This window comes from Acinetobacter sp. GW821-FHT09D10, assembly GCF_059416285.1.
This window is the reverse complement of sequence record NZ_JBWKOW010000006.1, coordinates 34311-61175: the sequence shown is the minus strand read 5'-3', so window position 1 is coordinate 61175 and position 26865 is coordinate 34311. Positions and strand designations below refer to the sequence as shown.

Here is a 26865-nt window from a genome sequence, read left to right as displayed (position 1 = left end):
TATAAATAATGAGTTATGAAATAAGAAATTTCCTAAAACTATGTCTGCAACTCTTCTAATACTATTTTTAATGTCTTAACGGCTGAAGCCCTAAATATAGTATTACCGTCCATAAGCTTATTTTTATCTGTCCATGCTATTGCTGCAAGACATTGAATACCGACATAGCATAAAAAATCCCTTTGAGGAACTTCTTCCCCATAAGTCATTTCCCAACCTCGTAGAAATGAATTTCTTAATTCTAAATCAGAGAAATCTATATCTACCCAGACCATCTTCGCTAGATCATAAACCGCATCTCCAATACGAGCAGCCTCAAAATCTAAAACACCAGAGATTTTATTACTGCTAGTTGCAAGAAGGTTCCGACCAATATAGTCACAATGCAAAAGACTCAACTGCTTTGGTTCTCGTAAATCTTTGCAATATGAAAGCAATACATTCAACTCACAACTAAATTCTTGATAGTCAGCTTTAGAGGGATCGATTCGGGACATCCACTTTGATGTCATTAATTTTAGATGTTCGCTCCATAAAGTTGGATTTTCAGAAGAATCATCTCGTCCTTTCCAGAAGTTCATCTCAAATAAACGAGAAGAATTAATCGCTCGATGAAAACTTCCTAGAGATGATCCTGCGGATTTTAGCAATAATAATTTTTCTGTTCTCGAACAATTTTTTAAAATATTGTTTACTGGCTGCCCTTCTAAAGCACTCATTACAACAATAGAATAATTTTCCCATTCAAATTTATTTAATAACTCTGGGGCTAGGGAAAATGCCTTAAGCTCATTCAATATTTCACAATATCTGTCATTATCTACTTTCCGTGCATAGGCTTTTACAAAAACCTCTCCTTGAGTAGTTTGTGCTTTGTATACAGTAGCTCCATCTCTATGAGTAACTAAACTCAATGTCTCTGCTTGAATTCTGTTAAGTAAGCCATCTAAATTTTTCATAATATCTTATTAAATATATAAAGTTATAATCTCTATTCATTATATGATAAAGAATATATAAGAGTTCCTGTTTTACAAGGATTTTTAGAATTTTCATTGTTATTTATTTAAATTTTATTTCTATACAACAAACTCCTGAATACCTCTAATAGGAATATAAGTCATGGAAAACCAAGACATGATATCAATTGCTCATAGATATCTTTCTAATACTATTTCTAAAGTAACAAAGTTACCTATGCATAAGCTAAAAAATAATAATCCTATCGAAAGTGAAAGCTCTTTCTTTTTTATACATGATTTTGGTACTTATGAATTAGAAGCCAAATTCAGTTATTGTGATGGTTTTCCCAAAAAAGTAGCTCTACTTATACATGGAGGTAACTCTGACTTAAGCTCTTTAAGTCCTTTAGAAGATCTACTTAGAAGGGAAAATATTGGAACTCTTTCATTTAATTTAAGTGGGTTAAATAGTACCAGTAAAACAAAATCATCGTTATCTCAAAATATAAATGAAAGTATTTCTTTTTACAGTCTATTAAAAAAGGTAGATATTGTTATTGGATATAGTTTGGGTGGTTATATTGCAATAAATTTAGCAAAAATATTTCAAATAGATCAATTAATTTTATTATGTCCAGCTATATATTCAGATCAAGCAGTAAGCAAAAATTATGGAAATGAATTTAAGAATGAAATTTCTAAACCTTATAGTTTTTATTCATCATCAATTTGGCATTTTTTAATGGCATATAAAAGAGAAGTATTAATAGTATATGGAGAATTGGATGGAATAAAAACGAGTGATGGAAAGTCAAAAGGGTTTTATGAAATTAATGGTATGACTAAGTATTCTCCAATTCCCTATGAGATAGTCCAAACATTTAAAAAAATTTCTATGCGAAAAGCTAACTTTAATTTAATAATTGAGAAAGATAAAGATCATTATCTCTTAAAAAATATAAAAACTTATAATATTAAAAAAAATATTGATTTATCAAAAGAGACACTCTAGTCTGTAGCAGAATTTTAATCACAATAAACTAGCCATGAATCAAATAGTTAAGAACTTAGAAACTTATCACCTTCATCTTTCTTCCGAGATTTCTCATTTAATTAATGAAATGTCATATGAGTTGGCGTTATTAGGAGGTCCAGATTCTTTATATGTTCAAGAAAAGATTCTGGCTTTTAAGGAAATACTAAGTGCAAAGTTAAATTCATATGAAAAAAGTATGATAGAAAAATACATTCATAGAGAAATACCTTACCTAGTACTTGAAGGGCTAAATATTAAAAAACTAGATCGTAGTAAAATTGATATTACTCAATCAACTCAACTACCACCCCTTGAAACACTCGAAAAAGATATAGATATATTAACCTTAGCCTCTTCTGAACAAATAATATTGGCACTCCTTGAGGAAGATGCTTTTGCGTTTGATATTGATAATGTGGGTAAAATCGTTAGAGTTGTTGCAAACCTAAAAGGCGGTGGAGCTACAAAAATTGATAATGAGAATCCTGATAAGAGTTCACATTCAGGTATAGAATTAACTGCGCACACCGAAGCTCCTTACCATACAGTTACTAAAGTTGTTAACAATCACTCACCAGCTCCTTCTTCCTTAATTTTAACAGCAAGATGGAACCCCTTAAATGAACCTACAAGTTTAATTCCAATATCAAGAGTGTTAAGCCAATTAACTATTGAAGAGATACTGGCTTTAACAACAGAAAGTTTTAATTTCACAAGAAGTGAAACATTTAATGAGGGCCAAGGATCTGGAGGAGAAAATGTTTCTATCCTAGAAGTAGATAAATATGGTTATAAAGCCATGAAATACAATTCATATAGATTCACTCCAAATGAGAATGCCTCTATAAAAATTAAAAATGCTTTTTATAAATTTGAATCAATTGTTCGAAAAACTAGTATTGTTGATTCTATTAATTTAAATCCTAATACCGTTTTAATTATTAATAATAGTTTATGCTTACATTGCCGAGATGTTATTAAAGATAACCGGAGAACATTAGTTCGTTTATTTGGTTATAGAAAAAATCTTGATTATATTGTACTGCAAAAAAATCCTCTTATTGTGAAAGGCTAATAAATTGAATCTCGAACTCCTACTTATCTTAGGCTTAGTGGCTATGGTAGCTGGATTTATTGATGCTATTGCAGGTGGGGGTGGCTTAATAACTCTGCCTGCATTGCTCTTATCAGGGGTTCCTCCTGTATCTGCAATAGCAACCAATAAATTGCAAGCTGCCTCTGCAACACTTTCAGCAACTATTAGTTTCGCAAGAAAAGGACTCATCGAGTGGCGTAAAGCAATCCCTATAGCTTGTATGTCTTTTTTAGGTGGAATATTAGGGGCACTTTCAGTTACCCTCATGCCTAAAAATGTACTTTTAACGATTGTTCCAATACTTTTAATTTTAGTAGCCTTATATTTTATTTTTTCACCAAAACTAAGTGATGTAGATAAAAAACCACTTATTCCTTATTTTCTATTTGCACTTCTAGTCGCACCATTACTAGGGTTTTATGATGGAGTTTTTGGCCCTGGAGTCGGTTCATTTTTCATAGTTGCATTTGTACTATTATTAGGTTTTAAGTTGGTAAGTGCCTTATCTTATACAAAATTGGCAAATGTGGCTTGTAACCTAGGTTCTTTATCTATTTTCATCATTAAAGGATATGTCATTTTTCCAATCGCCTTAGTGATGGCTGGTGGAGCTTTTATTGGGGCTTCGATTGGCGCAAAATTTGCGGTAAGATTTGGATCAAGAGTAATTAAGCCTTTGTTAATATTGATAAGCTTATGTATGGCTCTAAAATTATTATTGGATCATAAGAACCCTATTTTCATATATTTTAGCCATTTCTTTTAATCTATTTATTACATTATTTGCATCTGAATAGCGTTTTTTCTAGAGGCTCTTAAATCTGTTAAGAGCTCATTACTCTAAAACAGAACATACCATAGAAAAAGCTAAGCCCCGATTACCGAGACTTAGCTTTTGAAAATAATTTTAATTAAAAAATTACTTATTTAATGTCTGTAAACTCAGAAACAGGTTTGTTGACTTCAACTTTTGTACCTGCAAATTTTTCGCTCACAAATTTTTGTACTTTAGGTAAGTGGTAAAGTTCACCTAATTTCGTATAGATCGGGTCATTTTTATTCGCTTCAGCCACACCCAATAAGTTCACATAAAGCTTTGTAGACTGGTCAATAGGTTCACGGAAGATAGAATCTTTCAGTACGTTTAAGCCGCCTTCAAGTGCCAATGTATTACCTAATACAATTGCATCTACATCGTTTTTAACACGAACTGCTGTCGTCATTTGAATTGGTTTTAATTTTAAACCTTTAGGATTTTCAGCGATGTCATTGGTTGTCCCTTTTACAGGGTCAAAGTCTGGTTTAAGTTTAATGAGTTTAGCAGACTGTAATAATGTTAATGCACGCGCTTCGTTAGCAGTATCGTTTGGAATCGCGATTGTAGCGCCTTGTGGGAACTCATCAACAGTTTTAACTTTATTTGCATAAAGACCCATTGGCTCTAGGTAAGTTGTCGCAACAGCAGCAACTTTAGCAGTATTTGAAGCATTGTAAGCAGCTAAATAGTTAAATGACTGGAACGCATTTACGTCTTGCTCACCACTTGCTACAGATGTATTTAACACAACGTAGTCAGTCAAGTTAGTCACTTCGAGTTTAATGCCCGCTTCTTTAGTCTCAGGAAGCGTTGCAACATATTTCCATACGTCAGTATCTGAACCTGTTGAAACAAGTTTAATTGTGCGTACTGACTCAGTTTTGTCATTAGCTGGTGCTGTATTTTCAGTTTGTGCAGGTTGTTTATTACATGCAGTCAGTGTGAGTACAGAGGCGCTGAACAGGACACTAAATAATTTTTTCATAGATATATCCTAAAATAGGAAACGCCTACTCTACAAAAGAGCGAGGCATTCCCAACCATTGGGTCGAAATGCAATATTTGGCTGGAAATAATTTCCAGATATATAAGGGTTTAGAAGCCTGAATTCAGCCTAATTTCTTCCTTGATCTTGCTCGCTGAACAATAGAATTATGTTTTGAATCAGTTTCTAAATATGGGATCATCATATATCAATAAGTGAATATTCTACAAATAACTTGTTCGATTTTGATATATAGACGCGTGCTTGGTAAGGTACTGATAATAAAAAACATATTATATAAATATAACAATTTCGATTAAAATATATACTTATTTGATTTATATGAAATTTTCAGGATTTGTTAGCAATATTTAAGCTAACTATGACGCTAATTTATGCCTTATGTATAAAAAAAGCCCCTGTTTTCACAAAGGCTTTTTTTTATTAGATGGTTAAACTTAAATTCAATTATTTATGAACCCAAGGCACGGCTGGTGAGCCAATCCACGCAGATTTAGCAGGAATATTTTCACCTTTCATAACTAATGTTAAAGGTCCTAACACTGCATGGTGGCTAACATTGGCGTTATATAAAATAATACTACGTGAATTTACAACCACATCATTTCCAATATTCACTTGTCCAATTTTCATAATACGATCTTCAAACAAGTGGGTTTGTGGGCCTGAGAAGCTATTAAACTCTGCACGATCACCAATGCTTACACAGTCGAACTCAGTGATATCAGCCGTATCCATGTAGACATCTTTACCAATTCGAACACCTAAAATACGCAAGAAGAATGGTAACATTGGCGTTCCTCTTAAGTAATTTAAGAAGTTTGGAATGGCAACTGATTCATATAAGCTGGTAATCCCTTCACTTAACCACACAAACATGGTCCACATTGGTGCTGAACTTGGTTGATAACGTCCGATCAAGATCCACTTCATCAATGCAACAATAATGAAGCAGCCGACGCCATAGAGCAGCCCTGCAATGGTTAATGCTAATAGTCCTTTCGCTATGCCGTAGTTATTAATAACATCAATAACATCTAATACAATCATATAACCTACGCCAATTGCGAGTGCGGCTGGCAATACAACACGAAGTCCTTCAATAAAACCACGCATGAAACGGCGCTTGAAACTTGGTTTAAACGTTAAATGGTCAGGATATTTTTCAGCAGCTTCACGTGCAGGCAATAATAATGACGGCGAACCAAACCAAGTTTGACCATCATACATTTCAAGGTTATCTGGTGTTTTTGACTGTACGCCAATTAAGACATTGTCTGGTAAGACAGTTCCATCAGCAATATAAGCACTGTTTCCGACAAAACTACGATTTCCGATTTTGGTTGCTTTTAACGACATCCAACCGCCTTTAATTTCTTCATCACCCAACATTACCGCATCGGCAATAAAACTTTCTTCGCCCAGAGTCAGCATTTCGGGAATCACGCCCGTTGCTGTAGAAATTTCAGTATTTTTACCGACTTTTGCCCCTAACATACGGAACCATGTTGGCGCATAAATCGTAGCAAACAGGCCATGCAGTGTTTGTAAGCTTGTTTCTAAAATTTGAGCCGCAAACCATTTACGATAGTACGTTCCGCCATGAACAGCGTACGTTCCTGTCTCAAGGCTCGGTAATACAATTTTGCGCAGCCCAGAAGAAATTACCGCAGTAATCATCATCATCATTGCACTAGCTGGAATGGCTAAAATGAAATAATAAAGTGCGATTTGGAAGTGGTTATTCGGGTTAATATTAAATACGTTTACATCTAACCAATCGACTAAAAGGAAACTTGGAAAAATCGGAATAAAGAAGATACAAGCAATAATTAAAGCACTAACACCATAATATCCATATTCAGCAATTTTGCGAATAAACGATAATTTAGGACGCTCAGGCAATTTAGCGTGCTCATCGACATGTCCTATTTTTTTAGCAGGTGTTCCATCCCAAATTTCTCCGGCTGGTATTACTGTGTCATATTCAATTGAAGTTAAGGCATTTACGTGAGCTTGTTTTTCTAACACTGTATTTTCTTCCAATACAGCATACGAACCCACATAACTATCTTCTTTAAGGTGGATTGAACCCAACACCAAATGTCCATGTTCGACTTTGGCATTTTCTAAATTCACTTGAGAGCCAATACTCACACCATCTTCAACTGTTAATAAAGATGGCATGCGAATATGAACCGAACTAATCGTGACATCATGTCCGATTTTCGCGCCGAGTGCTTTTAAATAGAGGTTAAGTAAAGTTGAACCTGACAAAAGATAAACTGGTGAGATATTGCTAATACGGTCTGCTAACCACCAACGGAAATAAGTCATTCCCCAAAGTGGATAACGACCTGCACCAATGCCCAACATTAATAATCGTTTTACAGTAATGGAAAGTATAAAACTACTAATAATAACGCTGATATAAACCAATAGAGACAACAAGATCGCATACGGGATGCTATCTCGGGTTCCCCCTGTAAAATAGTGATAGGTAAAGAATGGTGCCAACCACTGCAAAATATTAATCGAGATTAAAACTGGAATAGTCGCAAGCTGCGCAATACCACATAGCCATTTATAAGTTTGATTACGCGGGTTGTCTTGCCCAATTTGGCTATCAAATAAAGTAGGCTCTGGTTGCTCCAACATTAAAGCTGCAATAGCCCCCACTCTTCGGGCTTGATATAAGCTTTGAATTGTAAGATGGCTATATTCTTGATGTTCACGCAGGTTTGAAATTAAAACGGCCGCTAAAAGCGAATGCCCACCTAAATCATCAAAGAAATCCGAATCTAATTTAATTGGCATGTTTGGAAACAAACGAGTCAAAATTTCAAATAAGATTTCTTCTGCTGGATTTTGTGGCTGATCAGACTCACTGCGGTCAATCACACTCATAAGCGGTCTTGCTTTTAACGCTTTACGGTCAATTTTTCCAGATAATAAACGTGGTACTTCCTCAATAATCTCAAAACGATTCGGCACCATGTAGGGCGGTAACCGTTGAGCTAGAGTATGACGAAGCTGCTTAATTTCGATAGGCTGTTTTGCATCAAGCTCAGATGCAATAAAAGCAATAAGCTGATCAATTCCGTCTTCTTGACGTAGAATTACTGCTGCTGTGCCAATGCCATCAATATCACAAAGTGCCGCTTCAATTTCACCGAGTTCAACACGGAAACCACGAATTTTCACCTGATCATCAGCACGGCCTAAGCAATGTACTTGACCAAATTCATCAATTTTTGCCAAATCCCCAGTACGGTAAAGTAACTCTTCATCCGCACTCATAGCCCAAGGGTTTTCAATAAACTTATCAGCCGTTAAATCAGGTCGCCCTAAATAGCCTGGTGCCACACTTGGGCCAAAAATACAGAGCTCACCTGTTTCACCTTGAGCCAGTAATTCCCGTTCTGCATTAATCACCAACATACCGTAGTTCGGTAACGGCCTCCCAATCGTGACTGGTTTACCACGTTGTAATAGCTCTAAGCTTGCAGTAACCGTAGTCTCGGTTGGGCCATAGGTATTAAACATTTGATGGTGAGGTAATGCCCAACGGTCAACGAGTGAATCCGGGCACATTTCCCCACCTAAGTTAATAATTCTTAAGTTAGGTACATCTTCAGGGAATAAAGCCAGTAATGTTGGTACAGCATGCAATACTGTAATTTGTTCCTGCTTTAATGTTTGGCATAAACGTTCAGGGTCACTCACCAAGTTTTTTGGAGCAATCCATAATGTTGCCCCAACCAAATACGAAAGCCAGATTTCTTCAAACGACATATCGAAAGCGACTGAAAAGCCTTGATAGACTTTGTCCTGCTCTTGAATATTCAAAATATTATTTTCACTGCGAAGGAAGTGACAAATATTTTTTTGGGTAATCACAATACCCTTCGGCTTTCCGGTTGAGCCTGAAGTGTAAATAATATAGGCAGGTTGATCTGGGGTAGTTTTCGGTAAGCTTACTTCTTTAATAACAAGGTGTTGTAGCTCAGTGTTTGTCCATTTGGTTTGTGGCACTTCAGCTAAATGTTCATACCATTCATCTGTAGTAATCATTCCTACAGCTTCAGCATCTTCAAGACAAACTGCAATTCGGTCTGCTGGCGTATCCATATCAAAAGGAAGCCACGCTGCGCCACTCAAACAAATTGCCAGTTGTGCTTTTAAAAGCTCAATACCCCTTGGTAGCCACAACCCGACAATATCGCCTGCTTTTACCCCATTTAAAGTCAGTTGTTGCGCCATAACGAAAGCTTGTTGATATAACTCTCCATAGCTCAGCGTTTTATTTGCTTCAATTAAAGCTGTTTTATCTGAGAGATTTTGAGCAGTTTGAATAAAAATATCGGCCAGCACTTCATCTTGTAAAAACTCAGGGTGATATTTACCACGAATAATATTTTTCGAGCTTGTTACGCATTGGTTCATTTTTATAACTCTCTTTAAGTTTTTGATTTAACCTAAATACAGTCATGTTTGGATTTTTATGACTTATTAAAGAAATCAATTGTTAGGCGACAAATTAAAGAGTTGAACTTAAATGAAGATTAAAGATTTTCTTTTAAGATTGAGGAGTGAGTTATTTAATTAAAAGAGCAATCAATTTTTATTACTTATAAATCAAACTAGAATGACAATAAGGAAAAATATAGGCACGTATTTCAATAAAATTTAAATAGCTTTATTCAAAATTGATATAAGTCGAGAAAATAAAAAACAGGCATAAAAAAAAGCCCTCGTCATTAACAAGGGCTTTTTAAGAATTTGGCGGAAGCGGTGAGATTCGAACTCACGGAGGACTCACACCCTCGTCGGTTTTCAAGACCGGTGCATTAAACCGCTCTGCCACGCTTCCAACGAGCGCTATCATATAAACAAAAAGCCAAGTTGGCAAACCTTTTATTTAACTTTTAATTCAAACGCTCAAAATAAATACAAATTGATTTAGTTTTCTGGGTTTCCGTTCTTCTCATAGCGAATTGTATTGATATACCAAAGCTTTTTCCCAGATGGCGTGTGTACTTCAATCTCATCATCTACTTCTTTGCCGAGCAGTGCACGGGCCATAGGTGATTCAATCGAAATATGCTGCGGGTGATGATCATAAATTTCATCAATCCCTACAATACGTAAAGTTTTTTGCTCACCTTCTTCGTTTTCAATCTCGACCCAAGCGCCAAAATAAACTTTACCGGCTTGCTCAGGGGAGTAATCAATGATTTTTAATTCTTCTAAACGTTTTCCTAAATAGCGTACTCGTCGATCAATTTTTCTAAGTAGCTGCTTGTTGTACTGATAATCTGCATTTTCACTGCGATCACCCAAGCTTGCAGCCCAATTCACTTTCTTTGTTATTTCCGGTCTTTCTTCATGCCAAAGTTGTTTTAATTCAGCAACTAATTTGTCATGCCCTGATCGGGTGATTAAGTTAGATTTCATGATTAAAAACCACTGTTCAACAACATATCGCTTACAAGATGTAGCATTTTATACCCTATTTTCTCATATCAGAAGTGTATAAATTTTCTTCCTTAAGAAATTCATGTGTTTATGATGATATATCGAATATTTAATTGTACGAAATTTGACAATACTTTTTTTCAATACTATGATGCGCGCAGATTAAATGTTGAGCATTTTTTAACCTTTTAGAAAACTATGTAGATTTTCTACACAGTTTGTTTTTTTCATTTCATGTCATTTTGAATGACGTCATGACTGCCCACCCCTTATTGAATTTATCAACTTTTAAAAGTTATGGCAGCTTATTGTCTGACTTTTTGGGCATAAATTATCTGTAGCGGAGACAACATGCACAGTAATTCAAGTTCAGGGTCGAGGCTTTGCCTTAACTCTTTATTTTCTTCTCTCCCGTTAAAAGCACTTGCACTCAGTACTATGCTTTTTCCATTTCATAGTATTAATGCAGGAAAAACCCTACAGTACAATACTGTAGTAAATACAAACACTCTAACTGTTGTTGCGGTGGAAAGCCCGACAACCGTTTTCAAAGAAGATCAGTTCTTACATGGTTTTGGTTACGACTTAGCACGTAACTATGCACAAAGCCTTAATGTAAAGCTGGACTTTAAAATTGTGGCAGACAATGCCACTGCACTTAGATGGGTTCAGCAAGGTAAAGCAAACTTTGCGATGACTACGGCAGGCTTAAGTACCATCGAGAACAAAGGTTTAATGTCCTTTTCTGCAAGTTGTGGTGACACAGTCAATTTGCAGAAAAATGGTTTAAATTCTGAGTTAAGCTGGGTATTTAAACAAGCTGATGACCCCCTCACCCAGACTGCTAGTGGCTTTGTATGCCAAAGTAAGCAAAATGGTGTGACTCAGCAACTCGCTTCTTTCTATAATCGTAATGTAGTGAAACCAGAAGCTTGGTCAACCATTCAACGTGACTTAACGACGCGTTTACCGATTTATAAAGCGAGCTTTAAACAAAGTGCAGCTAAATATGATCTCGACTGGCATTTACTTGCCGCCATTGGTTATCAAGAATCATACTTAAAGCCAGAATCTGTTTCTCCCACAGGTGTTCGTGGCTTAATGATGCTGACCAATAGCACTGCTCGAGCAATGGGTGTAAGCAATCGTAGTGATCCAGCTCAAAGCATTCAAGGTGGAGCAAAGTATTACGACCAGATGCTAAGTGAATATGATGATATTCCTTTCCCTGATCGGAACTGGTATGCGCTTGTGGCCTATAATATGGGACCAGGTGCGGTAAACCAGATTCAGAAGCGCTTGCAGGCACAAGGGAAAGATCCAAATCAGTGGGTTAATCTCTACGATTATTTGCAAAGTAATAAAACGCGTAATGGTCGATATAAGCAAGCGGTTCAATATGTCACTCGTATTCGTGCTTATCTTGAACATATCAAAACGGCGCAAACACGAATCAATATCTAATTTTTATTGTTTAAAAGTTGATAAATTCATTGTTTGTATGAATAAAAAGCTTACCTCTTGGGGTAAGCTTTTTATATGAATTCTTTTAAATTTAAGCTGTTTGCTCTAATACTTTCTTAAATAAATCTTTTTGTTCTTGGCTTGGCTTAGCTGTTTGCAAAGCCATCAATTGAGACATATCGCCTTGAACTTTAATTTTACCAGTCATGAATGCCTGCATAGCAGCAGCCATATCAAACTCTAAGAATACTTTACGTAAAGTTTCAGCATCCATATTTAAAGTTGTTTTGGCATTTGAAGACAAACCTTTTTTGATTTTACCCCCATCTAAAGCTAATTCGGTATTTCCAGAAGCATCTGTAACTACTAAATTAATTGCCAAATTCGCAAGAGCGGGTGGCAAATTAAGATCCCCTGCTTCAGCAGTTAATTTTTCGACAGTAGCAAACCAATCTTCAGTTAAAAATGCAGGCATGATTCTTCCTCAAATTTATTTGTTCAATTTCTCTAGTTGCCTATCCAGACAACATCATGTGAAGCAATTCTGCTTGAGCGTTGTTATAGCATGTAATTTAAATTTTGGGCTATGACTTTTTGTACGGAACATTCATTTTTTAGTATTTTGATACATTAAAGGCACTTGTTTATAAAGTGCCTTTAATTGACTTATCAAGTAGTTTTACTCAGCAGCAAAACTTAAGTTCACAACATCTAAGCGATTCTTAAGCTCTTCTGGATCTTTAAAATCCAGCTCGCGCTGAGAATCTAGCGCTTCGAAATCAAACAATTCACGGTCCGCTAACTGAGACGGAGATACGTTTTGTAACGCACCGAAAATGCTGTGTAAGCGTTTTGGATATTGTTTATCCCAGTCACGTAGCATGTCATTAAGCATGGCACGCTGTAAGTTTTCCTGCGAACCACAAAGGTTACATGGAATGATTGGGAACTGACGCAACTCGGCATATTTGATGATGTCTTTTTCTTCAACATATGCCAATGGACGAATCAGAATATTCTTCTTATCTGATGATAAAAGCTTTGGAGGCATTGCCTTTAAACTACCACCATGAAACAGATTTAAGAAGAACGTTGCAAGAATGTCATCGCGGTGATGTCCTAAAGCAACTTTAGTCGCACCAATTTCTTGTGCAAAGCCATACAAAGAACCACGACGCAAACGCGAACATACTGCACAGTAGGTTTTACCTTCCGGTGTTAAACGCTTAGTAATGGTATAGGTGTCTTTTTCTAAAATGTAATATGGAATGTTATTTTCTTCCATATAACGAGGTAAGACATCTTCAGGAAAGCCTGGTTGCTTTTGGTCAAGGTTAACCGCAACAACATCAAAATTGATTGGTGCAATACGTTTAAACTGCAACATGATATCGAGCAAGGTATAACTGTCTTTACCACCAGACACACACACCATGACCTTATCGCCCTCTTCAAGCATATTGAAGTCACGAATAGCATGCCCAACTTGACGGCGAAGCTTCTTGAGCAAACGGTAATAGGCCGAGCTTGTTGGAAGTTCAGGCTTAAAATTAAATCCCTGATTAGACTCAACTGGCGCGTACATAGACGAGATATACCCATAAATAAAAATACCGCGCAATTTTATATGATTCGGACGAGAATCGCATCAAAAGAATAGTTTCAATTCTTGAAGCCGTCACATTGCTCCTGCATGATGCAAAAGTCGTGCTTTATTTTGACTGAAGCGTTCAAAATACGTGCAAAGTGCTTACTTTTTGGACTTTTCCACAGTTTTCCACAAAACCTGTGGATAAAATTGTGGATTTCTTCGTACTTGACAAACTGTTTAGACCTTCTGTTAAGGGTTTTATTTAAATTGATCATTTTTTAACCAATGTTTTTTGCCGTTAAATATCAACATGTTAGTCAAGTCAATAGAATCATTTTAAAAATAATTTTTAATTTTTTTTGATGAGCATTCGAACAAAACAGCTTGATTTTTTGAAAGAGTCGAAATAAAAAAAATTACACAAAAGTTCTTTCTGTAATATTTTTTGATAAACTCTTCGACAAGTTTTGAATACCTTAAAATTGTGAATAACATAAAATGAAAAAACCGGTTCAATTTCTTTTTTCTTGTTTACTGGGGATGACCACTTTTTCGGTCGGCATAACGTCGAGCTCAGCAGGCCAAATGTATATTTACCAAGATAAAAATGGTAGTACTTTACTGACGAATCGGAAAAGTTATGATCAATCACTTAAAAAAGTAAAAGTGACCTATTACCCTGACAGTAATATTCATAGTTATACGAACTGGGGAGCCTCAGAGGCCTCTGTTCTACCAAGCTACAATAAAAATAAAAACGCTTTTGACCACATTATTAAACAGGCTGCACAGCAACACGGCGTATCAGAAGGCTTAATTAAGGCCGTCATGCATACCGAGTCAGGATTTAATGTAAATGCTCGCTCTCCTGTGGGTGCACAAGGTCTTATGCAGCTTATGCCTGCGACTGCACGTCGATTTAACGTAACCAATGCCTTCGATGCTCAACAAAATATTTTTGCAGGTGCAAAATATTTAAGCTGGTTGCTCAAGCGTTTTCGTGGCAATACACAAATGGCACTTGCTGCTTATAATGCAGGTGAAGGTAACGTTGATAAGTACGGCGGTATTCCACCTTTTCGCGAAACACAAGATTACGTTCGCCGTGTAACCAGTCGATATCAAAACTTATATTCATCTGGTTCAGGTTTTTCATCTTTTACTAATTCTTCTAATACTTCAGCGCAAGTCTCTTCTCAGTCTTCTAATTTAACGGAAAACACAACAGCTCAAATAGCAGCGCCAGCACCTAAATATTCCTCTTCTCGTCAAATTGTGACTTTATCTAATGGGACATTTACTGATGCGCCTACGGGTACTTATGTCACGAACAACGCCACGGCTATTGCACATATTCGAATTGAATAAGAACTTTTACTGACGGATCTATTTCGTCAAGTTGCTGTGCTTTAAATTGTAAAGATCTATTACCTGATCCTTACCATTTAGGCGAATTTAGCCAATAATTCTTTAAATTTAGGTACATTCTACTTCGTGAAAGAATGTATCAATTCCTTATTTTTTTCTTGAATTTTTCTCCTAAGCCCCGCATATTAGCTGCATGATTTAGAATTTGTAAATCAGATAACATTTTATTTATAAGAGGATTTTCTCAATGATGCGGATTGGTTTGTTTTTGCTTACCAACCTCGCGGTACTGGTTGTAGCTGGCATTATTTTGTCACTCTTCGGTGTCGGTAGTTACCATGGCGCGGGTGGCTTAAATCTAGGCAACCTTTTAGTAATCTGTTTTGTGTTTGGTATGGTGGGATCTTTAATCTCGTTATTCATGTCAAAATGGATGGCTAAGAAAACGACCGGTACAGAACTGATCGACCCGAATGCTCCTCGTAACCAAGCTGAAAGCTGGTTATTGCAAACAGTCGCTGAACTTTCTCAACGTTCTGGTATTAATATGCCAGAAGTTGGTATTTTTCCATCATATCAATCCAATGCTTTTGCAACAGGTTGGAATAAAAATGATGCCTTAGTTGCCGTTTCATCTGGTCTACTTGAGCGTATGAATAAAGATGAGCTCCGTGCTGTGCTTGCGCATGAGATTGGTCACGTTGCGAATGGTGACATGGTTACCCTAGCACTCATCCAAGGTGTCGTGAACGCCTTTGTTATGTTCTTTGCTCGTGTAGTCGGTGACTTTATCGACCGTAATGTTTTTGGTCGTCAAGATGATGAAGCACCGGGTATGGGTTACTTCGTTATTACCATGGTATTAGATATTGTCTTTGGTATTCTCGCTTCTGCGATTGTGATGTGGTTCTCTCGTTATCGTGAATATCGTGCTGATGAAGCAGGTGCGCGTTTAGCAGGTAAACAAGCAATGATTTCTGCATTATTACGTCTACAAGCTGAGACAGAAATGCCAGATCAAATGCCAAAAGAAATGAAAGCTTTCGCGATTGCGGAAGGTAAAGAACAAGGTTTCAGCTTAGCTGCTTTGTTCCAAACCCACCCAACAATTGAACAACGTGTGGCAGCTTTACATCAATTAGATTGCCCATAAAACGTTTAACGTGAAGAAATAAAGCCTCCAATCGGAGGCTTTATTTTTATGACATTGATTGATAAAAACTCCACAGATAACTTGCTCCCCACCAAACAGCCAAGCCAATTAAAAGTAGTACAAAAGCACCTAATAAATCGGGTATATGTAACCATAACCAACTCACCACAGGATTACGCCAGAAGGCTGAGTGCTGCTGCTTCTTTTCAAGCTTTTCATGTAAATATGGATGAACGACATGAATATCACTTTGAATCGCATATTCTTCACGTATGTGCGTATGCACCACATCTAATGCTTTTCTGCTAGGACGTATAAAAATATCAAAAATAGTTCCTGCAACCGGAACAAAGCCCACTACAGCATCTACAACTGCCAGTTTAATGACTGGAGTTAATTTATGTTGAGGTACACCAATCTGTTTGGCTTTATATATGGCATAGCACGTCAGCGCGAAACCAGCAACATCACCAGCAATTGGAATCGTACTCAATGCAGCATCAGCACCAATACCCTGCTTTGTAAAAGGGATACGCACTGCGCTGTCCATCATGGTGGCAAACTTGGCAAGGTCTCGTTCTAGTGCGATGACCTGCTGCTCTGTTAATTTTTTTTCTTGAGGCATCTAAATCAAATATATGAAGAGAAGTTAAACTTAATATACTTGATTTAATGCCTCTTTTTAAAATTGTTTACTTTTAGCTAGAAGCTTTCGATCTAAACAATGAACGAAGCAACACGTACATCACTGGAATAAAGAATAAAACCAGCACTGTACCAAACATGACGCCACCTAAAATACTAATACCGATTTCTTGACGACTCACAGCCCCTGCACCTTGAGCAAAGACCAAAGGGATTACTCCAGCACCAAAGGCTAAGGAAGTCATTAGAATGGGTCTTAAACGCAAGCTAGCGCCTTCTAAAGCCGCTTGAATCGCATTCTTACCCTTTTCTTGAGCCAAGGCTGCAAACTCAACAATCAAAATTGCATTTTTGCACGATAAGCCAATCGTGGTTAACATTGCGATTTGGAAATACACGTCATTTGGCAGTCCAAAAATATAAGAGAAAATTACACTTCCCCCTACGCCAAGCGGAATAGATGTCATCACAGCGGCTGGAATGCTCAAGCTTTCATATAAAGCAGCTAAACATAAGAAAATAAAGCCTGCCGAGATTAAATATAACCAGACGGCCTGATTTGTCGACTTCTGTTCTTCAAAAGATAAACCAGTCCATGCTAAACCCACATCCTTTTGCTGATTTACGAGTTGTTCAACATCTTTCATTGCTTGACCTGAACTGCTACCACTCGCAACATCTGCCTGTAGCTGTAAAGCACTATAACCCATATAGCGTTTTACGATTTCAGGAGCCCCGCCCCAGCTAAAGTTAGCAAATGAACTAAACGGAACCATTTCATTTTGGTTATTACGTACAGACCAATTATATAAATCTTCCGGTTTCGATCTAAACTCAGCATCACCTTGAATCATGACACGCTTGATACGACCACGATCGATAAAGTCATTCACGTAAGTTCCACCCCATGCACTCGACAGGGTGTTATTAATCGCAGGTAGCTCTAATCCATTGGCTAATGCTTGTTTTTGATCAATCTTGATATTGAGGTTTGCTTTACTGTTGGTTGATTGCTTATCAAAATTTTCGAAAGTTGAGTAACTTTTGCTCTGTGTTTGCAACTGACGGAAGATGCTATCTAGAAAATCTTGACCCTGCCCATTTAAATCTTGAATCCATAAATCCATACCATCAGTTTGACCTAGACCATTGACTGAAGCAGGTAAAGTCACATTGATTTGAGCATTATTAAAACGGCTAAAATATTTCATCGCACGCTTTTGTATAGCGTCTGCCGAATCATCTTTTCCAGTACGCACATCCCACGGTTTTAAAGCAATAAATCCTTGTGCCAAGTTCTGTCCTGTACCCGAGTAATTTCGGCCATAACGGATTAAAACCAAGTCGACATTTTTATCTTCTTGAGTCAGGAAATATTGACGAACTTGTTCACCAATTTTCTGACTTTGAGAAATTGGGGCACTATCCACAAGCTTAATTTGAACACTTAAAATGCCTTGATCTTCTTTAGGAATAAATCCACTTTTTAAACCACTATAGAACAGGGCGAAAACAGCAATCAAAGCCACAAAAATCACAACAACCGATTTACTGTAACGAATGCTTGTTTGTACGATTTTTATATATTGATTTTTAAGTTGATCAATTTTTTGGTTAAACCAAACCGCCCAACGCATAGGCTTAGGGTTAGGTTTTAAAATTAGGGCACACAAAGCAGGTGTTAGGACTAATGCAACGACGAGCGATAACGCCATAGCGGCAACTAAAGTAATGGAAAACTGACGGTAAATAACCCCAATTGAACCACCTAAAAAGGACATTGGAATAAAAACCGCGGTTAAAACCAATGTAATCCCAATTAAGGCTCCACTAATTTCTCCCATCGACTCAATGGCTGCTTCTTTCGGTGTTAAGTGCTGTTCATGCATGAGCCGTTCAACGTTTTCCACGACTACAATGGCATCATCAACTAACAAGCCAATGGCGAGTACCAGTGCAAATAAAGTTAAAGTGTTAATACTAAAACCAAGCACATATAAGACAGCAAAAGTTCCTAAAATAACAACCGGCACAGTAATACTCGGAATGAGTGTAGCGCGCCAGCTTTGTAAAAATAGGAACATCACCAAAATAACGAGAATAATCGCTTCAATAAGTGTTTTCACTACTTCCTTAATCGACTCTTGCACAAACGGCGTATTATCTCGTGGATAAACAATTTTATATCCGGCTGGTAACTTGCTTGTAACCTGATCTAGAGTTTGATGAATAAGCTTAGAGGTCTGAATGGCATTCGCACCTGAAGATAGCGAAATACCTAAACCAGCAGCAGGATAACCATTAATGGTGTTAAAAGACTGATAGTTTTCTGCACCCAACTCAACTCTGGCAATATCTTTTAAATAGACATAGCTCGCTGTTTGATTTGATTTCACTACAATATTTTTAAATTCTTCGACTGTTTTTAGTCGAGAACCGGCTGTAACTTTCGTATTTAAATATTGCCCATCGATAACAGGTAAATCACCAATTGCACCCGCAGCCACCTGTGTATTTTGAGCGGTGATTGCACTGGCAACATCACTTGGCATTAAATTATATTGTTTTAATTTATCGGGGTTTAGCCAGATTCGCATTGCATATTGCGAACCAAACACATCAGACTCACCGACCCCTTCAATACGGTTTAAGTCATCTACCACGTGCGTTGTTAAATAGTCCGATAGCTCAATATTGCCCGCTTTACCTGTCGAGTCATATAAACCTACCACCATAAAAGTGTCGCCGAGTGACTTACTTACCGTCACCCCTTGGCGTTGTACTTCATCTGGCAAACGTCTTATGACACCACTAATGCTATTTTGTACTTGCACCTGTGCCGTATCTGGATTTGTTCCATTATCAAAACTAATCGTAATTCGGCTACGTCCCGATGAATCACTGGTCGAACTGAAATAAAGTAAGTGATCTATACCCTGTATTTGTTGTTCTAAAATCTGAGTAACACTTTGCTCAACCGTTTGTGCATCTGCCCCACTATAACTTGCCGATACTGTAATTTTTGGAGGGGCAATATCAGGATAACGTTCTACGGGTAAATTCAGCACCGAGAAAATACCAAATGCCATAACAATAATTGCTAGTACACTGGCAAAAATAGGGCGCTGAATAAAGAATTTAGATAGCATGGCTGCTCAGAATTAAGTCGTCAATTAACAGGTGGCAATACCGAATTCGGCATCTTGATCATCAACGAGCGATATATAAAAGACAAGTAGAATTAACACAATAAATGCAATTAAGACAAAAACAAAGCCAGAATGGGCATTTCCTACAAACCCATAAACAAGGTTTTAACAAGTGTCACTGAAAATTCATGAATTCTTCATGATCACGTCAAGTTCAATGAGCAGACTAGAGCCGTTTCAACTAAAACAATATGAGTAGCATTATGTTTAAAAAAGCAATTTTATGCTTAAGTTTAATTAGCTTGGTTGGCTGTAATGACGATGATAAAACTGAAAACACGCCAACTACACCAGAATATCAACTTCCTAAAATTTTAGTGATAGGACACCGTGGAGCTAGCGCTTTACGTCCAGAACACACCCTAGCTTCATATCAAAAAGCCATAGACGATGGTGCAGATTTTATTGAACCAGATCTAGTGTCTACAAAAGACGGCGTATTAGTTACTCGCCATGAAAATGAGATTGGTGGAACAACCAATGTGAGTACCTTAACTCAATTTGCAGACCGTAAAGTAACGAAAAATATTGATGGCAAGGACTTAACAGGTTGGTTTACGGAAGACTTTACTTTAAATGAATTACAGCAAATTAAAGCGCGTGAGCGTATTCCAGAGTTCCGACCTGCAAACACCGCTTATAATGATCTCTATCCAGTCCCGACCCTAGAACAAGTGATTGAGCTGGCTGAAGCAAATTATAAAAAAACTGGAAAAATTATTGGTTTATATATTGAAACTAAACATCCGACTTACTTTAAAAATCATAATCTGGCAATGGAAGATACCCTTCTTAAAACATTAGCCAAATATAAATATACACGTGATATTGCACCTGTCTATTTACAGTCTTTTGAAGTCAGCAATTTAAAATATCTAAAAGATCAACTCGACCTTCATAAAACCATTAAACACGCACAAATCATTCAATTATATGATGCTAAAACCTCTCAACCAGCCGACTTCGTTGAATCTGGCGATACTAAAACTTATGCTGATTTAGCCACAGGACAAGGCTTAAAAGATGTTGCTAAATATGCGAACGGTGTAGGACCAAGTAAAGGCTATATTCTGAGCTTTAATGACAATGGCTCAGTTCAAACGACTTCATTTATTTCTGATGCACATACGGTTGGCTTAAAAGTACATCCTTATACTTTCCGTCCAGAAAATAATTTTTTACCAGCGCCTTTAAAATGCAGTCAAGATAAACCAGCTGAGCGCTGCCCATCTGGTGCTTTAAAAGAGTTTGAAGCATATTTCAAAGCAGGTGTTGATGGAGTCTTTACAGATGACCCAGCACTTGGCCGTGAAGCCGTGAATAACTTTGAGAAAGCAGCAAAATAATCAAAGTTTCTAATAAAAAACAGGGCAATAAATGCCCTGTTTTTTATTTCTCTACGACATTATCAAAATAAAGTGGGATCCACTGATATTGCTCAGCATTTACTTTATAAACATGACCAATGCCTGGGAATGGTAAATGTGGCGCTGCAACCCATTGCTGCTTATTTGAAATTTCAGCAAACATTTTTAAACGGGTATTAATCGCCTGCTCAGAATTCACATCAAAATCTACCCCTGTTTTTGGAGCATCAAACTGCAAAGAATGTGAGTGAACAATGTCTCCAACAAAAATGATTTGCTGATCATTACTCTTTAAGCGAAAGCTGTGATGACCAGGCGTATGGCCACGTGTATCGATCACTTCAAAGCCTTGAATGACATCACCATCTTTAAATGTCTTAAATGCTTTTTTTGCTTGATAAGGAGCAAGAGCAGTTTTTACATTTTTCACAGTACCTAAGTAGCTTTCTTTTTTATCTGCTGGCACTGTTTTTTCAGAAGCTGGATTTAACCAATAATCAGCCTCACGTTCATGTGCATAAACGGTTGCATTTGGAAATACAGCTTTTCCATTTTGAGCAATACCGCATACATGGTCTGGGTGTAAATGTGTAAGCAATACTGTTTTTACATTTGCCAGTTGATAACCTGCCAATTCAATATTTTTTGCAATCGAGCCAAGCTGTGGACCAAAGCAGCTTGCTGCGCCACTGTCTACAAGCGTCAAACTTTTGCCATCATCTACTAAAAATGCATTGACCGAAGTTTGAATCCCCTTCTCATTCACAGCAGCATATTTAGTTAATATTTTAGTTTTCTGAGTCTGATTTAAGTTTTTAAATAAATTAGGATTTAGATAAATTGTGCCATCAAGTAAAGAAGTCACACGATATTTACCAAATTGATGGTGATAATAACCTGGTACTTGCTGGGTAGGAGCTTGCTCGGCATACGTTGCATGCATGCTACAGAATGCAAGACCCAAAGCTACACATAATTTTTTCATCTCTTCTTCTCTATTCAGTTATAAAGTCAAAATCTTTAAAAAAGATTTAATAATTTTTTAAGACCCAAATTATATAATGCATGAAATGTGTCAGAAATATAAGTAAATGAATAGCTATTCTCCTTATAAGGGCAAAACTGGTCTTAAGCGCATATTAAATGCAACGGGCTACTCTATTTCCGGATTTAAAGCAGCATATAAAAATGAGGCAGCTTTCCGTCAAATTGTTTTTATTAATCTTATTTTAATTCCAGTCAGTTTTTTTCTTGATGTAACCCGCAGTGAACATGTCTTACTCATTATTGTATGTTTGTTTGCAATGATCGTTGAACTGTTCAATTCAGCTATTGAAGCAGTGGTTGATCGAGTTTCTCTTGAAAAACATCAACTTTCTAAAAATGCAAAAGATATGGGAAGTGCTGCTCAATTTGTTGCACTTTCTATTATTGCCATTACATGGTTGTTCATTTTATTAGGATAAAAAAAACCATGCTTATAAGTAAATAAGCATGGCTGTAACAAAGAGGAACTTCTAGCTGCTGTTCCTGTTTTTTAATATAAGTCATTGAACTTAACGATTTCTTAAAATCACTTAAAATAAAAAATCCCTGCATAAGCAGGGATTTTTTGGTTAAAGCGTTGATGTGTTATTACATCATGCCGCCCATACCACCCATACCGCCCATATCTGGAACAGCTGGTTTATCTTCTGGAATGTCAGTAATCATACATTCTGTAGTTAACATTAAACCAGCTACAGAAGCAGCGTGTTCAAGTGCAGAACGAGTTACTTTAGCAGGGTCAAGAATACCCATTTCTAACATATCGCCATATTCGCCAGTTGCTGCGTTGTAACCGAAGTTACCTTCACCAGCTTTAACTGCATTAATCACTACAGATGGCTCATCACCTGCGTTTGAAACGATTTGACGAAGTGGAGCTTCGATCGCACGGCGTAAAATGTTGATACCCGCAGTTTGATCTTCGTTAGCACCTTTTAGGTTGTCTAATACATTTACAGCACGTACTAGCGCAACACCACCACCAGCAACCACACCTTCTTCAACTGCTGCGCGAGTTGCATGAAGCGCGTCGTCTACACGGTCTTTCTTCTCTTTCATTTCAACTTCAGTTGCCGCACCGATTTTAATTACAGCAACACCGCCAGCTAATTTAGCAACACGTTCTTGTAATTTTTCACGGTCATATTCTGAAGAAGATTCTTCAATTTGAGCACGGATTTGTTGAACACGCTCAGCGATTGCAGCTGCATCACCAGCACCATCAACAATAACAGTGTTTTCTTTAGAAACAGTGATCTTGTGTGCAGTACCTAAATCTTGAAGAGTCGCTTGTTCTAAAGACATACCAACTTCTTCAGAAATAACAGTTGCGCCAGTCAAGATCGCGATATCTTGAAGCATTGCTTTACGGCGGTCACCAAAACCAGGAGCTTTAACAGCACATACTTTGATAATACCGCGCATGTTGTTTACAACAAGCGTAGCAAGCGCTTCGCCTTCAACATCTTCAGCGATGATAAGAAGTGGTTTACCAGTTTTCGCAACTGCTTCTAAAACAGAAATCAATTCACGAATGTTACCGATTTTCTTGTCAACAAGAAGAATGAACGGGTTTTCAAGCTCAGCTGTTAAAGTATCTTGCTTATTTGCAAAGTACGGAGAGATATAACCACGGTCAAACTGCATACCTTCTACAACGTCTAATGCGTCTTCGAAGCCAGAACCTTCTTCTACAGTGATTACACCTTCTTTACCTACTTTTTCCATCGCTTGAGCGATAAGTTTACCAACAGTAGTATCAGAGTTAGCAGAGATAGAACCAACTTGTTCGATCGCTTTGAAATCATCAGCAGGTTTTGCATTTGCACGGATATTTTCAACTACAGTTCTTACTGCGATATCGATACCACGTTTTAAATCCATTGGGTTCATACCTGCAGTTACAGATTTGATCCCTTCATTTAAAATTGCTTGAGCAAGTACAGTTGCAGTTGTCGTACCGTCACCAGCGATGTCGTTTGTTTTGCTTGAAACTTCACGAACAAGTTGAGCACCCATGTTTTCAAACTTGTCTTTTAATGAAATTTCTTTAGCAACAGTTACACCGTCTTTAGTGATGTGTGGAGCACCGAAAGAACGATCAATTACTACGTTACGACCTTTAGGACCTAAAGTCACTTTAACCGCATCTGCAAGTACGTTTACGCCTGCAATCATTTTTGAGCGAGCTGAATCACCAAATTTTACGTCTTTAGCTGACATATTAAACTCCGAATCTTTTTAAATACTGAATCTGATAATGGATTGAGTTATGGATTGATTAGCCTTCCAACACAGCTAAAATATCTGACTCTTTCATGATTAAGAGTTCTTCACCACTTACTTTCACTGTTGTACCTGCATAAGTACCAAACAATACTTTGTCACCAACTTTAACATCTAAAGCACGTACGCCATTCTCAGTGATTTGACCATTACCTACTGCAATTACTTCACCTTGCGAAGGTTTCTCAGCAGCAGAACCTGGAAGTAAAATACCACCAGCAGTTTTGGTTTCTTCTTCTACGCGACGAATTACAACGCGATCATGTAATGGACGAATGTTGCTCATAATTAACTCCACCAGACTAAGTCTTTTTGATTAATCGTTATTGCCATAATCCAGAGCAATAACAAAATATTTAGATGTCACTTTTGTGGGGATGAAAAAAAACGCTTCAAGGGGAAAATGAAAAAAAACTTCTATTTTTGTTTATTTTTAAGACAACCGCATCATTAAGAAACATCATCAAAATTTAACTTAACTAGAAGTGAACTCACCCTTCGTGGAGTTAAACCAGTAATGATCAATTTCCCCCTTATTTGAAATGACATTAAAACTATTTGGAACATGATAATGCAGACGGCTAGATGTCGCTGTTCCTGCATGAATGTCATAAATAGGATGATCTATTTCTAAATGATAGATCTGCGTCAAATCATATACAGCAGTTTTATGTAGATGCCCATGTAACATACCGAATAGCCCTGTCATGCTCCATTTTTCGAGTGCCATTTTTCCTAATACAGGGCAATCTTTAATACCGTGCTCGTCATCAGGTGGAGTATAAAAAGGCTGATGAAAAACCACTAACTTGATTTTATTCGCTGGCCCTTGCTGTAATCGCTCATATGTAGCTTGTATTTGTTCAATCGAAATATGCCCACGTGTGTGATAACGGCGGCGTATACTATTTACGCCAACAATATAAAAATGCTCAGTTTCTAATGTTGGTTCAAGCTGACCAAAAAAATATTGATAGCGAGTAAATGGAGAAAAAAAACGGTTCCAGACATGATACAAAGGAATATCGTGATTACCCGGTACAATAAGATAAGGAATATTAAGACTATCTAAAAATTGTCGACAATTATAAAACTGTTGATATCGGGCACGCTGAGTAATATCTCCACTCACAACAATAACTTCAGGTCTATGTTGGGTACAAAAAAGCCGAATCGCATCTAAACAGGCCTCAATTTCTGTTCCAAAATGCAAATCAGACAGATGTAGTAACATTTGGCACCATAATATTTAAAGCATTCTTTTCTACAGTGAAATTTAATGGTGTTTTCATCTCTAATATTTCACCATCTAAAGCCACGGTAAGTTTTGATCTTTTTGCACAATCTACCATCACATGGTCTGCACAAAAACTATAAACATCTTGTGCCTCTTCTACTTTGCCTTGAATCCACTGCCATAGCATGCTTAATAAACTAAGCCTATCACTTTTTGTAATGACCACTCCAGCGACTCGCCCTTGTGCAGCACAATCCGCAATTCTTAGTTTCATATCACATAGTTGCAATTGATTATTACCAAAGAAAATTAGAGGTGTTTTGACTGGATATTTCTTACCATCAACCGTGACGGAGAGTTTCATTGATTTATTTTCTCTTAATAAAACGTCCAAAGCCGAGGTATAGGCATGTAAAGGCAAACGACCTAAGTATTTATTGTAGAGCTCACGTTTTTTTATAAATAATGGATAAAGACCTAGGCTCGCATTATTCAAATAAATATGATCGTTAATCGTCGCAATATGTACAGAACGTGGTGTACCTGTAGCGATGACTTCAGCAGCTTCTAACAAATCTAAAGGAATATCTAAAACTTTAGCGACATAGTTAAAAGTTCCCAAAGGTAAAATTCCCATAGGGATATTGGTATGTCGAAGTTTTGATGCGACTGCATTTAACGTCCCATCCCCACCAGCTGCAACAACAACGCCTAAATTTGCACTTTGACTATGCCGATGGATGACTTTATTCATCAAATCATCAAAGGTGACCTCCTCTGCTAATTCAAAAACTTGTATTTCAAAACCAAACTCAGTGAGTACAGTCATTAATTGTTCATACATATCTTCATGTTTCGAAGCATGAAAACCCGATTTCTGGTTGTAGATGATAGAGAGAGGTTTTAAAGTCCGCATTTTTATTATCTTAGAGAGGATTCACCCTATATTTTGTATAGAAAATCGCCTAATAAAAGTCTCTTTATGTAAATTTCGAATGATGATCATTTGTTTAATCAATAATAATTCTCAAGAAAAATTTAAACATCAAGTCATTGATTTTAAAATAAATAAATAATATAAATAACACACATACAACATAAAA

The 26865-nt window shown here is 37.0% G+C and carries 21 protein-coding genes and 1 tRNA gene; 8 read left to right on the top strand and 14 right to left on the bottom strand.

Going from position 1 to position 26865, the window contains the following annotated elements:
* Positions 1 to 38: 38 nt before the first annotated feature.
* Positions 39 to 959 carry an aminoglycoside phosphotransferase family protein gene (locus tag AC07M3_RS13815; protein ID WP_494567562.1) on the bottom strand — a complete coding sequence of 307 codons (921 nt, stop codon included), beginning with the start codon at positions 957 to 959 and terminating at the stop codon, positions 39 to 41.
* Between the two features lie 163 nt (positions 960 to 1122).
* Between AC07M3_RS13815 and AC07M3_RS13810 the strand changes: the two genes are divergently transcribed.
* Genes AC07M3_RS13810 through AC07M3_RS13800 form a run of 3 tightly spaced genes read left to right on the top strand, consistent with a single transcriptional unit; the run spans position 1123 to position 3860 of the window.
* Complete coding sequence (locus tag AC07M3_RS13810; RefSeq protein WP_494567561.1) at positions 1123 to 1974, top strand: YqiA/YcfP family alpha/beta fold hydrolase; 852 nt, start codon at positions 1123 to 1125, stop codon at positions 1972 to 1974.
* 34 nt (positions 1975 to 2008) lie between these two features.
* On the top strand, positions 2009 to 3073 hold the full coding sequence (locus AC07M3_RS13805; protein WP_494567560.1) for a hypothetical protein: 1065 nt from the start codon (positions 2009 to 2011) through the stop codon (positions 3071 to 3073).
* Between the two features lie 43 nt (positions 3074 to 3116).
* The gene (locus tag AC07M3_RS13800) at positions 3117 to 3860 is read left to right on the top strand and encodes a TSUP family transporter (protein ID WP_005045700.1); all 744 of its coding nucleotides are present in this window, start codon (positions 3117 to 3119) and stop codon (positions 3858 to 3860) included.
* Positions 3861 to 4017: 157 nt separating this feature from the next.
* Here AC07M3_RS13800 and AC07M3_RS13795 read toward each other — a convergent pair whose 3' ends face one another.
* From AC07M3_RS13795 to greB, 4 genes are all read right to left on the bottom strand, one after another.
* The gene (locus tag AC07M3_RS13795; protein ID WP_005038764.1) at positions 4018 to 4896 is read right to left on the bottom strand and encodes a MetQ/NlpA family ABC transporter substrate-binding protein; all 879 of its coding nucleotides are present in this window, start codon (positions 4894 to 4896) and stop codon (positions 4018 to 4020) included.
* 468 nt (positions 4897 to 5364) lie between these two features.
* Positions 5365 to 9363 (bottom strand): delta-poly-L-ornithine synthetase PosA, encoded by a 3999-nt coding sequence (gene posA / locus AC07M3_RS13790; protein WP_494567559.1) that lies wholly within the window; start codon positions 9361 to 9363, stop codon positions 5365 to 5367.
* Between the two features lie 337 nt (positions 9364 to 9700).
* A tRNA-Ser gene (locus AC07M3_RS13785) sits at positions 9701 to 9790 on the bottom strand.
* A gap of 89 nt (positions 9791 to 9879) precedes the next feature.
* Positions 9880 to 10374 (bottom strand): transcription elongation factor GreB, encoded by a 495-nt coding sequence (gene greB / locus AC07M3_RS13780; protein WP_005045696.1) that lies wholly within the window; start codon positions 10372 to 10374, stop codon positions 9880 to 9882.
* Positions 10375 to 10746: 372 nt separating this feature from the next.
* On the opposite strand from greB, the gene AC07M3_RS13775 reads away from it, so the two are divergent.
* Positions 10747 to 11859 (top strand): MltF family protein, encoded by a 1113-nt coding sequence (locus AC07M3_RS13775; RefSeq protein ID WP_133747194.1) that lies wholly within the window; start codon positions 10747 to 10749, stop codon positions 11857 to 11859.
* 91 nt (positions 11860 to 11950) lie between these two features.
* Here AC07M3_RS13775 and AC07M3_RS13770 read toward each other — a convergent pair whose 3' ends face one another.
* Positions 11951 to 12334 (bottom strand): SCP2 sterol-binding domain-containing protein, encoded by a 384-nt coding sequence (locus AC07M3_RS13770; RefSeq protein WP_003650124.1) that lies wholly within the window; start codon positions 12332 to 12334, stop codon positions 11951 to 11953.
* 204 nt (positions 12335 to 12538) lie between these two features.
* The gene (ttcA, locus tag AC07M3_RS13765) at positions 12539 to 13444 is read right to left on the bottom strand and encodes a tRNA 2-thiocytidine(32) synthetase TtcA (protein ID WP_004643831.1); all 906 of its coding nucleotides are present in this window, start codon (positions 13442 to 13444) and stop codon (positions 12539 to 12541) included.
* A 504-nt stretch (positions 13445 to 13948) separates the two neighbouring features.
* On the opposite strand from ttcA, the gene AC07M3_RS13760 reads away from it, so the two are divergent.
* Both AC07M3_RS13760 and htpX read left to right on the top strand, forming a co-directional pair.
* Positions 13949 to 14818, top strand: a complete 870-nt coding sequence (locus AC07M3_RS13760; RefSeq protein ID WP_213031178.1) for a lytic transglycosylase domain-containing protein — start codon at positions 13949 to 13951, stop codon at positions 14816 to 14818.
* Positions 14819 to 15065: 247 nt separating this feature from the next.
* Positions 15066 to 15971 carry a protease HtpX gene (gene htpX, locus AC07M3_RS13755; protein ID WP_003650116.1) on the top strand — a complete coding sequence of 302 codons (906 nt, stop codon included), beginning with the start codon at positions 15066 to 15068 and terminating at the stop codon, positions 15969 to 15971.
* A gap of 46 nt (positions 15972 to 16017) precedes the next feature.
* Here the strand turns inward: htpX and AC07M3_RS13750 are convergent, their stop codons facing one another.
* Both AC07M3_RS13750 and AC07M3_RS13745 read right to left on the bottom strand, forming a co-directional pair.
* Positions 16018 to 16596, bottom strand: a complete 579-nt coding sequence (locus AC07M3_RS13750) for a DUF4112 domain-containing protein (RefSeq protein ID WP_092709460.1) — start codon at positions 16594 to 16596, stop codon at positions 16018 to 16020.
* A gap of 73 nt (positions 16597 to 16669) precedes the next feature.
* The gene (locus tag AC07M3_RS13745; RefSeq protein ID WP_494567558.1) at positions 16670 to 19765 is read right to left on the bottom strand and encodes a multidrug efflux RND transporter permease subunit; all 3096 of its coding nucleotides are present in this window, start codon (positions 19763 to 19765) and stop codon (positions 16670 to 16672) included.
* Between the two features lie 263 nt (positions 19766 to 20028).
* On the opposite strand from AC07M3_RS13745, the gene AC07M3_RS13740 reads away from it, so the two are divergent.
* Positions 20029 to 21171, top strand: coding sequence for a glycerophosphodiester phosphodiesterase (locus AC07M3_RS13740; protein WP_494567557.1), 1143 nt, complete (start codon positions 20029 to 20031; stop codon positions 21169 to 21171).
* A 43-nt stretch (positions 21172 to 21214) separates the two neighbouring features.
* On the opposite strand, the gene AC07M3_RS13735 is transcribed toward AC07M3_RS13740, so the two are convergent.
* A complete protein-coding gene (locus AC07M3_RS13735; protein ID WP_133747200.1) occupies positions 21215 to 22177 on the bottom strand; it encodes an MBL fold metallo-hydrolase in 963 nt (320 codons plus the stop codon).
* A 106-nt stretch (positions 22178 to 22283) separates the two neighbouring features.
* Between AC07M3_RS13735 and AC07M3_RS13730 the strand changes: the two genes are divergently transcribed.
* Positions 22284 to 22658 (top strand): diacylglycerol kinase, encoded by a 375-nt coding sequence (locus AC07M3_RS13730; RefSeq protein WP_056481643.1) that lies wholly within the window; start codon positions 22284 to 22286, stop codon positions 22656 to 22658.
* A gap of 169 nt (positions 22659 to 22827) precedes the next feature.
* Here the strand turns inward: AC07M3_RS13730 and groL are convergent, their stop codons facing one another.
* From groL to AC07M3_RS13710, 4 genes are all read right to left on the bottom strand, one after another.
* Positions 22828 to 24462, bottom strand: coding sequence for a chaperonin GroEL (groL, locus tag AC07M3_RS13725; protein WP_209831354.1), 1635 nt, complete (start codon positions 24460 to 24462; stop codon positions 22828 to 22830).
* A 58-nt stretch (positions 24463 to 24520) separates the two neighbouring features.
* Complete coding sequence (locus AC07M3_RS13720; RefSeq protein WP_002120604.1) at positions 24521 to 24811, bottom strand: co-chaperone GroES; 291 nt, start codon at positions 24809 to 24811, stop codon at positions 24521 to 24523.
* Between the two features lie 189 nt (positions 24812 to 25000).
* Positions 25001 to 25759: a metallophosphoesterase family protein gene (locus AC07M3_RS13715; RefSeq protein ID WP_307011279.1), complete on the bottom strand. Its 759-nt coding sequence runs from the start codon at positions 25757 to 25759 to the stop codon at positions 25001 to 25003.
* Positions 25740 to 26678, bottom strand: a complete 939-nt coding sequence (locus AC07M3_RS13710) for a diacylglycerol/lipid kinase family protein (RefSeq protein ID WP_307011277.1) — start codon at positions 26676 to 26678, stop codon at positions 25740 to 25742. Before AC07M3_RS13710 ends, AC07M3_RS13715 begins: the two co-directional genes overlap by 20 nt.
* Positions 26679 to 26865: the final 187 nt, after the last annotated feature.

What these genes read in the sequence shown, in the direction of transcription:
- AC07M3_RS13815 (WP_494567562.1), bottom strand. Translation starts at nt 959, where the DNA reads ATGAAAAATTTAGATGGCTTACTTAACAGAATTCAAGCAGAGACATTG.
- AC07M3_RS13810 (WP_494567561.1), top strand. Translation starts at nt 1,123, where the DNA reads ATGGAAAACCAAGACATGATATCAATTGCTCATAGATATCTTTCTAAT.
- AC07M3_RS13805 (WP_494567560.1), top strand. Translation starts at nt 2,009, where the DNA reads ATGAATCAAATAGTTAAGAACTTAGAAACTTATCACCTTCATCTTTCT.
- AC07M3_RS13800 (WP_005045700.1), top strand. Translation starts at nt 3,117, where the DNA reads ATGGTAGCTGGATTTATTGATGCTATTGCAGGTGGGGGTGGCTTAATA.
- AC07M3_RS13795 (WP_005038764.1), bottom strand. Translation starts at nt 4,896, where the DNA reads ATGAAAAAATTATTTAGTGTCCTGTTCAGCGCCTCTGTACTCACACTG.
- posA (WP_494567559.1), bottom strand. Translation starts at nt 9,363, where the DNA reads ATGAACCAATGCGTAACAAGCTCGAAAAATATTATTCGTGGTAAATAT.
- greB (WP_005045696.1), bottom strand. Translation starts at nt 10,374, where the DNA reads ATGAAATCTAACTTAATCACCCGATCAGGGCATGACAAATTAGTTGCT.
- AC07M3_RS13775 (WP_133747194.1), top strand. Translation starts at nt 10,747, where the DNA reads ATGCACAGTAATTCAAGTTCAGGGTCGAGGCTTTGCCTTAACTCTTTA.
- AC07M3_RS13770 (WP_003650124.1), bottom strand. Translation starts at nt 12,334, where the DNA reads ATGCCTGCATTTTTAACTGAAGATTGGTTTGCTACTGTCGAAAAATTA.
- ttcA (WP_004643831.1), bottom strand. Translation starts at nt 13,444, where the DNA reads ATGTACGCGCCAGTTGAGTCTAATCAGGGATTTAATTTTAAGCCTGAA.
- AC07M3_RS13760 (WP_213031178.1), top strand. Translation starts at nt 13,949, where the DNA reads ATGAAAAAACCGGTTCAATTTCTTTTTTCTTGTTTACTGGGGATGACC.
- htpX (WP_003650116.1), top strand. Translation starts at nt 15,066, where the DNA reads ATGATGCGGATTGGTTTGTTTTTGCTTACCAACCTCGCGGTACTGGTT.
- AC07M3_RS13750 (WP_092709460.1), bottom strand. Translation starts at nt 16,596, where the DNA reads ATGCCTCAAGAAAAAAAATTAACAGAGCAGCAGGTCATCGCACTAGAA.
- AC07M3_RS13745 (WP_494567558.1), bottom strand. Translation starts at nt 19,765, where the DNA reads ATGCTATCTAAATTCTTTATTCAGCGCCCTATTTTTGCCAGTGTACTA.
- AC07M3_RS13740 (WP_494567557.1), top strand. Translation starts at nt 20,029, where the DNA reads ATGTTTAAAAAAGCAATTTTATGCTTAAGTTTAATTAGCTTGGTTGGC.
- AC07M3_RS13735 (WP_133747200.1), bottom strand. Translation starts at nt 22,177, where the DNA reads ATGAAAAAATTATGTGTAGCTTTGGGTCTTGCATTCTGTAGCATGCAT.
- AC07M3_RS13730 (WP_056481643.1), top strand. Translation starts at nt 22,284, where the DNA reads ATGAATAGCTATTCTCCTTATAAGGGCAAAACTGGTCTTAAGCGCATA.
- groL (WP_209831354.1), bottom strand. Translation starts at nt 24,462, where the DNA reads ATGTCAGCTAAAGACGTAAAATTTGGTGATTCAGCTCGCTCAAAAATG.
- AC07M3_RS13720 (WP_002120604.1), bottom strand. Translation starts at nt 24,811, where the DNA reads ATGAGCAACATTCGTCCATTACATGATCGCGTTGTAATTCGTCGCGTA.
- AC07M3_RS13715 (WP_307011279.1), bottom strand. Translation starts at nt 25,759, where the DNA reads ATGTTACTACATCTGTCTGATTTGCATTTTGGAACAGAAATTGAGGCC.
- AC07M3_RS13710 (WP_307011277.1), bottom strand. Translation starts at nt 26,678, where the DNA reads ATGCGGACTTTAAAACCTCTCTCTATCATCTACAACCAGAAATCGGGT.